Source organism: Novosphingobium silvae (genome assembly GCF_009856825.1).
GTDB classification, from domain to species: Bacteria; Pseudomonadota; Alphaproteobacteria; order Sphingomonadales; family Sphingomonadaceae; genus Novosphingobium; species Novosphingobium silvae.
Genome location: NZ_WVTD01000002.1, coordinates 227,664 through 241,126 on the forward strand (window position 1 = coordinate 227,664; position 13,463 = coordinate 241,126).

Annotated in this window: 9 protein-coding genes; all 9 read right to left on the reverse strand. The window is 64.2% G+C overall.

Annotation, left to right across the window (positions count from 1 at the left end):
* Positions 1-288: 288 nt before the first annotated feature.
* The 9 genes from GR702_RS04075 to GR702_RS04115 all read right to left on the reverse strand — a co-directional run bounded on the left by GR702_RS04075 (position 289) and on the right by GR702_RS04115 (position 13,455).
* Positions 289-2,592: an EAL domain-containing protein gene (locus GR702_RS04075; RefSeq protein ID WP_160984690.1), complete on the reverse strand. Its 2,304-nt coding sequence runs from the start codon at positions 2,590-2,592 to the stop codon at positions 289-291.
* Between the two features lie 210 nt (positions 2,593-2,802).
* Entirely contained in the window at positions 2,803-4,698 is a 1,896-nt protein-coding gene (locus tag GR702_RS04080; protein WP_160984691.1) for an XrtA/PEP-CTERM system amidotransferase, read from the reverse strand.
* 9 nt (positions 4,699-4,707) lie between these two features.
* Entirely contained in the window at positions 4,708-6,252 is a 1,545-nt protein-coding gene (gene xrtA, locus GR702_RS04085) for an exosortase A (RefSeq protein WP_160984692.1), read from the reverse strand.
* Positions 6,253-6,254: 2 nt separating this feature from the next.
* On the reverse strand, positions 6,255-7,478 hold the full coding sequence (locus GR702_RS04090; protein WP_160984693.1) for a TIGR03087 family PEP-CTERM/XrtA system glycosyltransferase: 1,224 nt from the start codon (positions 7,476-7,478) through the stop codon (positions 6,255-6,257).
* Positions 7,479-8,555 carry a FemAB family XrtA/PEP-CTERM system-associated protein gene (locus GR702_RS04095; protein ID WP_160984694.1) on the reverse strand — a complete coding sequence of 359 codons (1,077 nt, stop codon included), beginning with the start codon at positions 8,553-8,555 and terminating at the stop codon, positions 7,479-7,481. It abuts the gene before it with no gap.
* A complete protein-coding gene (locus GR702_RS04100; protein WP_160984870.1) occupies positions 8,552-9,463 on the reverse strand; it encodes an XrtA system polysaccharide deacetylase in 912 nt (303 codons plus the stop codon). Before GR702_RS04100 ends, GR702_RS04095 begins: the two co-directional genes overlap by 4 nt.
* A 13-nt stretch (positions 9,464-9,476) precedes the next feature.
* Entirely contained in the window at positions 9,477-10,700 is a 1,224-nt protein-coding gene (locus GR702_RS04105; protein ID WP_160984695.1) for an XrtA/PEP-CTERM system-associated ATPase, read from the reverse strand.
* Between the two features lie 14 nt (positions 10,701-10,714).
* Positions 10,715-12,448, reverse strand: a complete 1,734-nt coding sequence (locus tag GR702_RS04110; protein ID WP_160984696.1) for a preprotein translocase subunit YajC — start codon at positions 12,446-12,448, stop codon at positions 10,715-10,717.
* Positions 12,445-13,455, reverse strand: a complete 1,011-nt coding sequence (locus GR702_RS04115; RefSeq protein ID WP_160984697.1) for an AAA family ATPase — start codon at positions 13,453-13,455, stop codon at positions 12,445-12,447. Before GR702_RS04115 ends, GR702_RS04110 begins: the two co-directional genes overlap by 4 nt.
* Between the last annotated feature and the right edge of the window lie 8 nt (positions 13,456-13,463).

A 13,463-nucleotide genomic window follows, 5' to 3' on the forward strand; every position in this document is an offset into this window, starting at 1 on the left:
AGCAGCTGCCGCGCTCAAAACGGCGCTTGCCTCCGTACTTCGCGAAATCTAGGCAAAGAAAAAGCGCTTTCCAAAAGACAGGAGTTCCTCTGGAAAGCGCTTCTGTATCTTGCGGGGTCCAAGCCGTGTGGCTGAGACCTCAGCAGGAGTTCGCCGCTATTAGCGAGCGTTACCCCACCAACCACCGCCCCAGATGTCCTTGGTCATTGTCAGTTCCCATGTGAAGCGGCCGCGTCACTGCGGCCGTTAGCACAGATAACTGTTAGCTAACGCTTCATCAAGAGAATTTTAACCAATCAATCGCGCCCGGCGTCCTGAGATGAAGTCAAGGAGGTCTCGGAATGGCACAGGCCGGCTGATGTGGTAGCCCTGCACCACGTCGCAACGAAGCTCGGAGAGAGTTTCGAGCACTGCTGCCGTCTCTACGCCTTCGGCCACCACGACACGATCGAGGGAATGGGCCATCTCGATGATCGACTGCACAAGAACCAGGTCGTCCTTGCGTGACTCCATAGAGGACACAAAGCTCTTGTCGATCTTGACCTCACTTGCCGGAAGGTAGCGCAGGTAATCAATCGTGGCGTTACCCGTACCGAAGTCATCGATCGACAGGCGCAGGCCGGACTGTACCAGACGCTGCAGCATCTGGAACGTCTTGGAACTGCGATCCAGACGGTCGGTCTCGGTAATCTCAAGGATCAGGCGGTTGGGCGAAAGTCCGTGCGTAGCAAGGATCTCGGCGATCATGCCGGGAAGCCCTGGATTTCGAAGCAACTGGGCCGAGATGTTGACCGACATCGTCATCTCGAAACCGTGCCGCTCCAGCTCCACCGCCACCCGGACCGCATCGTTAATGACAAAGCGTGTGATGCGCTCGATCCGATGAAATTCCTCGGCGATGCGGATGAACTTGTCAGGGCTGATTGGGCCTCGTTCCGGATGCGTCCAGCGCACGAGCGCTTCTGCGCCACTGATGCGATTGGAGCGCAGTTCGAGCTTGGGCTGGTAAGCGACCCAGACCTCGCCGTTGTCGATCGCACGGTCCAGCGAAGTGAGAAGCGAAATCTCCCACTGAGCTTCATGCTTGCGCGCGTCGTGCTGATACACGAGCTCGTCGTTGCGGACCGCCTCTTCGGCGGCTTGCATCGCGCTCGCCACACGGCCGGAAAGAGGGCGATCGAATTCCGAGTCGATGCCGCAGTTGAACGAGAGGTCGATATCGATCCCGCCCACCTGGATACCGTTCTGCACAATGCGATGAAGGCCTTCGAGGTTTTCGAAAAGATCGAACGTGCTGCGGATCGATGAGAGCCACACGAACATGCCGCCTTCGTGGTAGATCAGGACGCCTTCATCGCTAATCCTGATGCGCCGAACGATTTCCTTCGCCAGTTGCCCTTCGACGTGCTCGGCGAAGCTGCTGATGATGCCTCCGTAGTTTCGGATCTTCAGAGCTACTAGAGTGCGCGTCGAGAGGTCTCCGGAGTTGCGTAGCGCCTGCACGCTCGGCAAGCCGGAACCCGCGTTCGTCTCGCCCGCTTCCTCCACACGATCAAGGTTCCGCATGCGCACTACCGCAATAACTGCAACCACAATTGCGGGCACGATGTCGATCTGGACGTCGAAGTAGTTCAGGACGAACGGACCGACGCCAAGCACTGTCACAAGCGCAGTGAAGCGATAAACATCCAGCGCCCGACCGCGACGGAGCCCGGAGGCGACCACCAGCAGCACGACAAGGAAAGGGATGAACCATCCTATGTCCTGGGGAACACCCGATCGAAGCGTCTGTGCTCCGATCACGTGCAGAAAGCCCTCCGACGCGCCGACGCCCTGCCCCGGTACGCGAAACACATCGTTCGAGCCGACGGCTGCGCGAGAGACCACTATGTCCTTCCCAGCAACATCTTCTCGCACGAAGCTTTCGCGTAGAACGTCAATGTAACTGATGCTCGGAATGGAACTGATGGCGATGGAAAAATCGGGGAAGAACAACTCGTCAGACGAACGTTCGATTCCAGCCATCTGGGCCGAAACCGATGGAATACGGCCGATCGCGCTCTCGGAGGAATAAGGAATTTGAACGTTGAGGTTGAGAGGACGGTGGCGAGTGATGACGGACACAGACTTCGCGTGTTGCCGGAACTGCGGAAGCGGCAGATCGCTCACGAAGTTCCCCTTCCCGACGTCTACCCCCAATTCCGCTCCAAGGAAGACCTTGCCCGGATGAGCCTGTAGAGCCTGCACGAACCGCAGATCGTCTGTGGGAGCAGCCTTCTTGGCGAACGACTTGGTGAAGTAGACGCTTTTGGCACCAGCCGCGAAGAGGCGCTGCAGCAGTTCCGCGTCATGCCCCCGGTTGACGTCGGTGACGCCGAGTTCATCGTTCGTACGATCGTCCTGCAGAACGATCAGCACCTTCTGGTCAGCCGGATGCAGTCGAACCGCCCAGCGCACGTTGCGCATCGCGTCTTCAAGCGGGAGCCCGGCGGCCGAAATGCCCATGGCCAGGCCAGCCAACGCAGCCCAGACCATGATACGGACCCGCGGCCGCTTCCAGATGTCCGCTATGTTCCCCCACAATCCGGTCATGACCACCCCTTGGCGAATCGCGGGACGTGCGTCGGCAGTGCGGAGAATTTCCGCTCCATGTAACAGCAATGGCGACCAATTCTGTTCATCGACGTACCGCAATGACGCTTCGTTGCAGCCGGCGTAGACCAGAGTTCCTAAGAATAAGTGTAGTTAAGTGCGCATAGTGCGACGAAGCCGGAAAGCTGGCAAAACAGCGCCGGTCGGGGCTCAGCCGATTCCCAGTCTGGTAAACGCCCGCTCGAGCATCAGCAGTTGCCATAGCAGACGGGAGTTGTCGCTTGTCCCCGCGACATGCGCGTCGACCAGCCCCGCAAGACGACGCGTGTCGAACCAGCCGGTCCGGGCCAGCGTCGCCCCCGCTGCGATCTCCTGCGCTGCACCCGCCAAGGGCCCCCGAAACCACTGGGCGATCGGCGTGACGAAGCCCTGCTTGGGCCGGTAGAGGATGTTGTCCGGCAAGTAGCGCCGCATGGCTTTCTTCATGAGCCACTTGCCCTGGCCTCTGCGGACCCGAAGGGCCTCGGGAAGGCTTGCCGCAAATTCGATCAGGCGGTGATCCAGCAGCGGCTCGCGCGCTTCCAGACCCACGGCCATGCTCGTGCGATCGACCTTCGTCAGGATGTCACCGGGGAGCCAAACCTTGAGATCCGCATACTGGGCCTTGTCCAGTCCCGAGCGCGCGGGCGCGGAACGCATGAGGGCCAGAACCGGGTCCTCGGCCCGGTACTCCCCACGCAGCCTGCGAAACTCGTCGGAATAGATCCCCTCGCGCACTTCAGGCGGTGCGAACGCCATGGACCGTGCGTAGCCCTGTGCCGAGTCCCCCGCCAGCGAGAGCAACGTGGACTTTGCACGGAGCGGTCGAGGTGCCCAATCCGCCTTGGGATATAGAGCGCCGATGCGACCGAAGAGCGGTCCTCGCAGAGCTTGTGGCAACAAGGTGCGAACACGGTCTTCTCCATGCTGGAAAACATGTCGACGATAGCCGCCGAACGCTTCATCCGCACCGTCGCCTGACAGCGCCACCTTCACGGATTCGCGAGCGAGCTGGCACACGCGCCAGGTCGGCAGCGCCGAGGCGTCGGCAAAAGGCTCATCGAACATGCCTGCAAGCTGGTCGATGCCCGAAAAATCATCGGGGGAAACCGCGCGCGAGGAATGCTCCGAGCCGAAACGGCGGGCGACCTGGCTCGCGTAGGCGCTCTCGTCGAGAGCGGCGACGTCGAACCCGATCGAGCAGGTTCTCACCGGCTGCGCGCTTGCCTCGGCCATCAGCGCGACCACGCTGGAACTGTCCACCCCGCCGGACAGGAATGCCCCGAGCGGCACATCGGCGACCATGCGCGATCTTACCGCCTGGCGCATCAGGTGGACCAGTTCGGCTTCGATGTCCGCCGCCTTTCCCTTGCGACGTTCCGCGAAGGAGACATCCCACCACTGGCGCGGCCCCGGGAGTGTCGCTCCATGGCGCAGCAGCAGCGAATGTCCCGCCGGCAGCTTGCACACGCCCTTGAGGATGGACCTGTGATCGGGGACGTAGCCCCAGGTCAGATAATCCTCGACGGCGAGCGGGTCGATCTCGCGGCGCAGCAGCGGGTGAGCGAGAAGGGCCTTGAGTTCCGAGCCGAACGCCACACTGCCATCGCTCAGGGGAGCGTAGTAGAGCGGCTTCACCCCCAGTCGATCACGTGCGAGGAACAGGCTTCGCGCCTCCAGATCGTAGATCGCGAAGGCAAACATGCCATGCAGGTGATTGACGCAGTCGGCTCCCCACCGCTGCCATGCAGCCAGGATGACCTCACTGTCGCCGTCCGTCCGGAACGTGGCCCCGTGCGTCTTCAGTTCCTGCCTGAGCTCCCGGTAATTGTAGATCTCCCCATTGAAGACCAGCACCGCGCGCCCGTCCCGAGAAGCCATCGGCTGGGGCGAGCCGGCAAGATCGATGATCGACAGTCGGCGGTGACCAAGGCCCACCCCGGGGGCTGTCCAAACCCCTTCTCCGTCCGGTCCGCGATGCGCGATAGCATCGCACATGGCCGAGATCCGTGCAGGATCGACCGGCTTGGGCGTTTCCAGATGGTACAGGCCAGCGAAGCCACACATGACGCCGCGTTACCGGACCTGTGTGATGCGGTCGACCCAAGATTGGAGAGGACCGGTGGAGGCCTGGAACGCGAGGATCGAGCGTTCAGCCTGCCCCTTCGGTGCATCTTCCGAGGACAATACGATCATTGCCGTCGGGCGCGTCCTCAGCAGCAGGTGGTCAAGCATGACAGCAAGTTTCAGCCTTGCGTTGCTTCCGGAGAATAGATCGCCGCTTCGAAACCACGTGACGGCCAGCCTTTCGACGCGTCCGTTCCCGAGCAGGCGCTCGCTCAGCCCGCTGTCCACGGCGGGACCGCCGGACTGCCATGCCCATGCGCTGTCAGGCATCAGGGCACCTTGTCCGAAACCGCCAGCCTCGCGTTCCTCGCCTTGCGAAGCGTAGAGTGCGATGAAGACATCGACTTCATGACCGCTCCCGTCCCGGTAACGGCCGAGCAGACGATGATCTGCGCCTTGTGCGCGCGGCTCCCACCAGATCGAGGGCATATAGTCGACGCGGGACCATCCCGCGACGGCCGGCAGATCGATATGCGCCGGCATTGGCGCTTCGAGCCGATCCGCAATCGCTGCCCAGCTCCAACCCGCGGCCACGATGACCACGAGGCCGCATAGCCCCGCCACACCCGACAGTCCCATCGCGTCAAGACGCCCAAGCACCGCGGAGCGGCCGATTGTCTCTGCATCGATCATGGGCGAATCGATCGGGCGGTCGAAGAAGCGCCACGCGCCCAAAATGACCAGTGCGAGGACCGCCGCGAAGAAGAACCAGCCGTAGACGATGTGGTCGAAACCCGCCGCCGCTTCGATCCCGAAGATTTGCGCGGCATAGATCGTGCCCCAGGCTCGCACCCCATTGGCAAGGATCGGCACGATGACGCATGCCGCGAGCATCGCGACCCGTCGCCTCGGATCGAGGAAGCAGGTATTTGCCGCCAGGACGCCGAAAGCGACCATCGCGATGAGGAACTTCACGCCGGAGCAGGCCTCGGCAACCTCGAACAGCCCGGCGGGCGTATCGATGAAGACGCCATCGATCCTTGCCGGGATGCCGCTCAGGTGTGTGAGCGCAATGGTGATCTCGGCAGTGATCATCTGCAGCGGCTTGACCAGTTCCTCGCCGACGGGGACGAGGAAGACGAGGTAGCACAGCGGAAAGAGCAGCCCTGCCCCTACTCGCGCGCCAAGCAGAAGCGGAACGCTTGCGCCGAGCATGGCCACGGCGCCTGCCTGGCGTGCCAGATCCAGCCCGGAGATCGCGCCAAGCACCCACAGGAAAGCCGCTCCTGCAAAAAGGATGAGGCCCGGCCACCAGCCGCGCGGTGCAAGGCGCTGGAGCTCGGGCCAGCGCTGCCACACCATCCAGGCGATGATCGGTGGCACCAGAAGGATATGGTTGTAGGTGGAAATGTCCCACCACTGGCGAGCCATGGCGGCCCAGTCCGCGAAGAAGAGGACGAACAGCATCGCCCACGCAGCGGCAAGGCGCAGCAAAGGCAACCGCCATGCTGGCGCCAGCCTGTTCCACATCGCGGCAGGGGCGTGTGTGGCCATCGTCAGGCGATTTCTACGCATTCGGCGGCCATGCCCATGTAGTTCGGAAGGCGGGCCAGTGCCGCTCGCCAGCTTGCATGGGTGACGATCCATTCGCGTGCGGCCCGGCCCATCCGCCCGGCGAGGACAGGCGCTCGTCCGAGGTCCAGAACTGCCTGCGCCATTGCCGCGTCGCTTTCGCGAACCGCGAACTCCTGCCCGTCGAGAGCGTCGATACCCGTTGCCGCGCCCGGCGACAGGACGACTGGCAGCGCCATCGCCATGGCTTCCAGAACCTTGTTCTGCACGCCGCGCGCGATCTCCAGCGGAACGAGCGCTATATCGGCGGCCGCCAGCCAGGGCCGGATGTCATTCACCCTGCCCCAGACCATCACGCCGTCACGACCCGAACGGGAAAGCAGTTCGGCTCCCGGGTTGCGGCCTACGATGTGAAGGCTGGCCTCTGGGCACACCTCTCGTACCAAAGGCAGAATGCGGTCAATGGCGCGCACCGAAGCCTCGATGTTGGGAGCGTAGTCCATCTGCCCGGTGAAGACGATGCGCGGTGCTCCATGAGCCAGCATGCGCGGCTCAGGCGCTACCGTTGCGGGATCGAAGAACTCGGAATCGAGGCCGTTTCCCATCGCCTGCAACCGCGCCGCCCCGTTGGGCAAACGAGACCGAAGCAGTTCCGTCTCGGCGCAGCTGATCAGCAGGCTGACGTCCGCGATGGAGCAGATGCGTGCCTCTTCCGCTCGCAGCAGCCGGGCCTCGCGGCGCTCCATCCAGGCACGGAAACCCCGCTTTCCAGCAGCATAGGCTTCGAACTTGGCGGAATCGACGTCCACAAGGTCTGCGACAAGGCGCCCTCGATACTCGGGCGGAACATACTGTGCCATCTGGCCCGAGAACACGTAGATCGCATCGATGGGCCGGCTTTCCAGCACATCGCGAACATACGCTTCAAGCCGCTGGTCGTGAAAGGCGGTGAGGCTGACCGGACGCCCGCTGGCGAGCGCCTGGCTCCCGGCAACGGCCAGGGTCTTGCTTCGTTGGACGAGACGATAGCTGGCCGCCAGCGCCGCAAGGTCGGGTTCGCAGCAATAGTCCTGGTCGTCGTCGGCGAAAGTCGCAACATGCACAGGGCCGATGTTTACCAGCGCTTTCAGCACATGGTGCGAGCGGATCTTGTCACCGCGATCCGGAGGAAACGGGATGCGGTGGGACAGGAAAAGTATCTCTCCCATTCAGCCGATCCCACGCGCGATCAGGGGGCCGATCCGGTTGGCTATGCCCAGCGGCAGGCGCTTCCACAGCTCGATCTGCAGGGAAAGCTTCGAACTGGTAGGGTCCGCCTCCCTCATGGCTGCGCCCGGAGCTGTCCAGGTGGCGTAAGTCAGCGGTTCCGGCTCGAAGCCCCAGTTGCGCTTGAAGTGATAGGCGCCGCTCGACGTCTTGGAGCGGCCGAAATCGAAGACACGTGCGCCGCGCCTGCGCGCGTGGAGCATGAGCTCGTAATACATCCTGTCGTTCGCGCGCAGGCGCCGGGCCTCCCAGGTGCCGCCGCCCCAATACGGCATGACCGCGCCCGCGTGGTAAAGACTGATGACACTGGCGACCGGCTTGCCCTGGTGGCGCACGGTCAGGATGTCCGCATCCGCGCCAAAACCGTCCAGCACGGCTTCCAGTAGAGCCCGTGGAAAAACGGGCGTGCCCAGATTGCGGTAGCTCTCGCAGAACACGGCGTAGTGCGCGTCGCGATCGGCTTGCGATGTGCCGACATCGACCGTGAGATCGGTACCGAGCGAGCGACGAACCTCGGCCCGTTGCTTGCGCGGTATGGAGGCCAGCTGAGCCTCGTCATCACTTGCCAGAGGGCGGGCGAAGCTTGCGTGCGCCCCGGTCTTGTGCGCCCAACCGCCATTGTCTTGAGGGAGCGCACCCCCGCGCAGCTCGATCGAAGGGCAGGAAAGACGCCGCGCCATCTCCTCGGCCGCCAGGAACATGGCCGGAGGCTCCGCACCGTCGATGGTAAGAAGACCACCGCCGACGGCAAAGCCGGTGGACGCCAGAAGGCGTCCGAACACCGGCGAATGGATGGCGTTCAGCGGCAGGAAGGCCACGATCTCGCCGGCGCGCTCCTGAACCAGTGCAAACGCCCGGTTGCCGGTGGAGCGAGCCACGGGCACGAACCAGGCAGGGCGATGAAACGGAGTGCCTTCCGGGTGTCTGGCGACGAACGCCTCAAGCCGGGCGATTTCGCTCACGTCGGCAAGATCAAGCAGGCGCACTTGCGCAAGTGAAGGCACGAAAGGGGCGTTCATGCAGCCCGCGCCGCAACCGACGCGGGTTCTGTCAGGTGCGGGGCGCGCGCCTTCTCGCGCTCGGCGAGGGCGTCCATCCGGCCCCAGCGGAACTCGCCCAGCAGACGCGCGAGCTTGGCGCTCATGACGTCGAGATTCGTATAGTGCCGCAGGCGTGAGCGGAGCGGCGCGCCCTCGACCCGCGGCTGACCTGGATCGACCTCCCAGGGGTGGAAGTAGAAGACGGCGGGACGATCGTCCCTGCCGTTCACCTGCCGGATGGCCCAGCGGGAAAAAGCGTATGGCAGGACGCGGAAGAAGCCGCCTCCCCCTGCGGCCAGTCGGCGCCCGGCGAACTGCGCGGTGGTCACGGGAACTTCGACGAGATCGTGTCCGGCGACCGGCCGAAAGGCGAAGCGTGGCGCGTCTCGCCAGCCATAATGATCGTGCGCCACCGGCGCGACGCTGGAGCTATAGGCATAGCCCTGCTCGGCCAGAACCTCGAACGCCCAGGGCGTGCGCGCGTCTATAGAGAAGCTGGGAGCCCGATAACCCGTAACGGCCTTGCCCGAGGCGTCCTCGATAGCCTTTCGCGCCCGCGAGATATCTGCCGCAAACGTCCGGTGATCGAGGCGGAACACGCGCTCGTGATCCCACCCGTGGCTCGCGATTTCATGCCCCTGCCCGGCGATCCGGCGCAGAAGCTCCGGATGACGCTCGGCAACCCATCCCAGAGTGAAGAACGTGCCCTTGGCGTTCGCATCATCGAACAGCTGCAGGATGGCATCGCAGTTGCGCTCCACACGCGAGGCAAGGCCGTTCCATTCCGTGCGGTCGATCACTGTCTCGAAGGCGCCGACCTGGAACCAGTCCTCGACGTCGACCGACAGTCCGTTGACATGGCCCGCCGGCCCTGCGTGAGAAGGCATCGTCACGTTCAGCTCAGGCGACGTTGCGCTGCCCGTCGCCGCTCTCGATCCATTCGATGAGCATCGTCAGGGTATGGCGCAGCGTCCGCTCCTGCTCGGCTAGCCGAGTCTCCAGCCTTGCGGCTTGCATCGTCGCCTTCGCCAGTTCGTCGCGAAGTTCGGCAATCGCCTCGTCGGCACCCGAAGCGGCGGGAGCTTCCTCGCGCGTCTGCACCGAGGCGGCAAGCTCGAGGATTGCAGACTGCAACTCACCGATCCGCGCGTCCCGATCCGCAAGCGCAGCCTCGACAAGCTCAGCGACGGCGGCGGCACCGATCGCGTCGGCCGGGAAAGACGCCCCGCCAGGGGAAGAGGCGATCTCGGCAGCAGGGATCGTGTCCCGGCGGACCGAGGCTTGTTCCTGGGAAGCGGAAGCCGGCAAGGCGCCGTCGTCGCTCATCTCGTCGAGCACCTGGGACAGCATGGCTGCGTCGATGTTCTCGCGCTGGTCGACGGCCCCCAGCAGCAGCAGACGGTTGACAATCTGGTTGATCCGCCGGGGAATGCCGCCGGTCGCCTCATGCAGGTCCACGAACACGGCGGGATCGAAGCTGGGATTGCCCTTCCATCCCGCGCAGGCAAGCCGGTGCTCGATATATGGCTGGATCTCGCCCGGCTGCATGGCGCCCAGATGATGGGTCGCAATCACGCGCTGGCGCAGCTGTTCCAACTGCTCGCTCTCGAGCAGCGTCTGGCGGAACTCGGGCTGGCCGAGCAGCAGAGTCTGCAGCAGGGGATGCGAGCCGAGCTGGAAATTCGACAGCATGCGCAGTTCTTCGAGCGCGCTGATCGAAAGGTTCTGCGCCTCGTCGACGATCAGCAGGCACCGCCGCCCGGCGCGCGCCTCGTCATGGAAGAACGCCTCGAGAGCCCCGAGCGCCGATGCCTTGTCGTGTCCGGCGACCGGAATTCCGAAGGACTGGGCGACCACATGGACGATCTCTTCTCCATCAAGCGCGCTCGTCACCACGTTGGCGGCGGTCAGGCGCTGCGGGTCGATCGTTGCCATCAGATAGGCGACGAGCGTGGACTTGCCCGCCCCGACCTCGCCCGTGATGACCACGAAGCCTTCGCCCTGCGCGAGACCGTACCCGAGATAGGACAGCGCCTTGCGATGGGTGAGGCTTTCGAAATAAAAGGCGGGATCGGGGGTAAGTTGGAAAGGCCTCGCGTCGAGCCCGTAGAAGTCGTCGAACATGGCGGTTTTCCTTATCAGAACGAGTAACGCAGACCGGCGAGCGCCGAGGCGGTCCACAGGTCGTCGATCGCCGGGGCGTCGTAGCTTTGGCCGTTTAGAGCAACTGCGATCGTACCACGCAGCCGCGCCGCCAGCACCCTGTAGTAGCTCGCCGAGGCTCCGTATCCGGCGACAGCCTGGGTCAGCGGGTCGCTGCTGTCGACCCAGTTGGCATAGATATTTGCCGACCAACCGGCGTCGCGGCCCATATCGCCGCTGACATAGGCCGACAGCCACCAGTTCTCGTCTATCACCCCGTCAGCCGAAGCAAGCACCGTGTTGCGCGCCGCGATGTATTTGCGCCGGTCATAGCCGCCGCCCACGCCTGCATTCAGGCGACCGATCTGCATCGAGTAGTTCGCTGCGATCCCCCGCGCGCGGAACATCGAAGAGCGCACCGAGCCCAGTGCGCTCGAGATGCAGTTGCCGCTTTCCAGCGAGGAAACGCAGCCCCGCAATTCACCCGTAACGGGATCGCGTACGACCTCGAAATCATCGGGCAACTGATCGAGAGTGCGGTTCAACTGTCCGCCGAACCCTGAGACGTTGTCATAGACTGCGACGCTGAACTGGCTGCGGTCGTTGGGCGCATAGGCAAGCGTTCCGCCGAAGCTCGTCGAACCGTAGCGTCGCCCGAAGTGTGCCGAGAGCGATGTTCGCCGGCTGGGCCGCCACATGACGGCCACGTCCCAGATGAGGCCGCTGACATCGTAGGCCAGTTCGCGCGGCGAGGACTTGTCCGTGACGTAGCGTCCGTCCGAGCCGATCACCGGGAGGCCGTCGGCGCCGCGCAGGGCATCGCGGCTGGATACCTCGACATCCTCGTAGCCGATTGCGCCGACCGCCTGCACGGTGCGGCTGACCGGCACGGTCACCATGGCGCGGGCCTGCATGTCGCGGGCTCGTTGGTCCAGGTTGGAGACGTCTTCCTGATAGAAGCTGCCTCCCACGCCGACGCCGACGGGGAGGACAGTGCCGGGGGCAAAACCCGCCTGAACGTCGGCCATGTGCGTCGTGCTGTCGTCGAAGACGTCGGCAGCCGCGCCTGTCTGGGCGTTGCGTGCGCCGTTGGACTGGTCCACCTTGGTATAGCCGAGCCTGTAATTGCCCGAAAGGTTGAGGTCCCCTGCTCGCGTGGCCACCGAAGGACCGACGTAGGCGGAGTACACGGTCGACTTGCCGTTCCCCGCAAGCGTTCCAACGGCAAGCGCAGTGCCGCCGTTCTCCACATCGACCTGCGAGGCCAGACCGCCGGCTTCGATCGTTACGCCCGGTACAACCGTGGCGTAGCCGCTCACGAGACCGCTGATGGCGTCGCCGTCGCCCGCCCGCTTGCCCCAACCGAACTGTCGCTGGTAGCGCACCGAAGCCGAAGCGCCGGTGTTGCGCCCCTGGACAGAGGCATCCGCCCCGATCGCCGCCTGTGTGTAGGTTAGCACATCGTCTCCGGGCGACAGCTCGGCCGTGACGATCTGATCGAGTTCGATGTACGGCTGGATCTCGACCCGGCGACCACTTAACCCGCGCCCTCGGCCGCGGGAAGCCCTACCGGATTGCACGCCGCCGCCCTCCGGCGCGGCCTCGGCCTGGGTGCCACCGCCAACCCCTTCGTAGCCGATGGACTGAGCCGTCGCCGCCGCGGGCATTGCGGTGGCAGAGAGTACCGCGAAAGCGGCGATACGGCGCCGCGCATGGCTGGACCGCTTCATCCCTTGTACCCGTAGTACGAGCCGAAGCGCCGGCCGCTGGGACTGAACTGCGCGGCATTGAGCAGCAACTGCACGTTGGGGCACGCGCCAAGCAGCGAGATGGCATCGTCAAGGGCGCCTCGCCCGGTCCGGTCGGCCCGCACGATCACCACGGTCTGGCCGACGTACTTGGCCAGCTCGGCCGCCGGCGATGCGGCGAGCGCGGGCGGGGAATCGAATATCACGATGCGATGGGGCGCATCCTGCGTCAGCCGGTCGAGCACCCGTGCGGTGCGCGAGCTTGAAAGGTACTCGCTGTCGGAGCTGCTGGTGTCTCCCGCCGGCAGAACCCACAGACCCGGTATGTCGGTCCCCAGCACGCAGTCGGTCACGTCCACCGTCTCGTCCATCAGCGCGTCCATCAGGCCTTTCCCTCCCGGCATCCCGAGAGCGGAAAGGATCGAGGGCTTGGCAAAGTCGGCGTCCACAAGGAGCACTTCACTCTCCTTTTCCGCCGCGATGGAGAGCGCAAGGTTCACCGAACAGTAAGTCTTGCCCTCGCCCGGATGCGGCGAACTGACGAGAATGCGCTGAGCCATCGGTCCTGCCTTCTGCCGACGCAGATCGGCGGCCTGAAGCAGCAACTGCCGCTTTACGATCCGGAACTCCTCGAGAGTTTCCGTGACGGTGCCCTCGGGCACGATCAGCCCCTGTTCGCGCAGATGCTCACGGTCGATGACGTGACGCTCGCCGCTGAAAATCGCGGCCGAGGGCGTAGCGTCTACGCTCCCGGAATGCGCTGCAGGGGGTCCGGACGTCGTAGGCGATCGATCCGCGACAGGGTCCTCCTCAGGCGAGACGTCGACAGGCTTCGCCGCCGATTGCTGCTCCGGCGCTTTTGGATAAACCGGGACCGGCCGGACCATGAAGCTGTTGAAGTCGAACTTGCCTGCAGCGCGCTCCAGCAGCGATTTTCCGGCAGGCTCTTGGCTTTGCGGGGGGACCGGGATCTTGCGATGGTCTGTCATGTCGGTTC

Coding starts and splice junctions, on each gene's coding strand:
- GR702_RS04075 (WP_160984690.1), bottom strand. CDS start 2,592: ATGACCGGATTGTGGGGGAACATAGCGGACATCTGGAAGCGGCCGCGG.
- GR702_RS04080 (WP_160984691.1), bottom strand. CDS start 4,698: ATGTGTGGCTTCGCTGGCCTGTACCATCTGGAAACGCCCAAGCCGGTC.
- xrtA (WP_160984692.1), bottom strand. CDS start 6,252: ATGGCCACACACGCCCCTGCCGCGATGTGGAACAGGCTGGCGCCAGCA.
- GR702_RS04090 (WP_160984693.1), bottom strand. CDS start 7,478: ATGGGAGAGATACTTTTCCTGTCCCACCGCATCCCGTTTCCTCCGGAT.
- GR702_RS04095 (WP_160984694.1), bottom strand. CDS start 8,555: ATGAACGCCCCTTTCGTGCCTTCACTTGCGCAAGTGCGCCTGCTTGAT.
- GR702_RS04100 (WP_160984870.1), bottom strand. CDS start 9,463: ATGCCTTCTCACGCAGGGCCGGCGGGCCATGTCAACGGACTGTCGGTC.
- GR702_RS04105 (WP_160984695.1), bottom strand. CDS start 10,700: ATGTTCGACGACTTCTACGGGCTCGACGCGAGGCCTTTCCAACTTACC.
- GR702_RS04110 (WP_160984696.1), bottom strand. CDS start 12,448: ATGAAGCGGTCCAGCCATGCGCGGCGCCGTATCGCCGCTTTCGCGGTA.
- GR702_RS04115 (WP_160984697.1), bottom strand. CDS start 13,455: ATGACAGACCATCGCAAGATCCCGGTCCCCCCGCAAAGCCAAGAGCCT.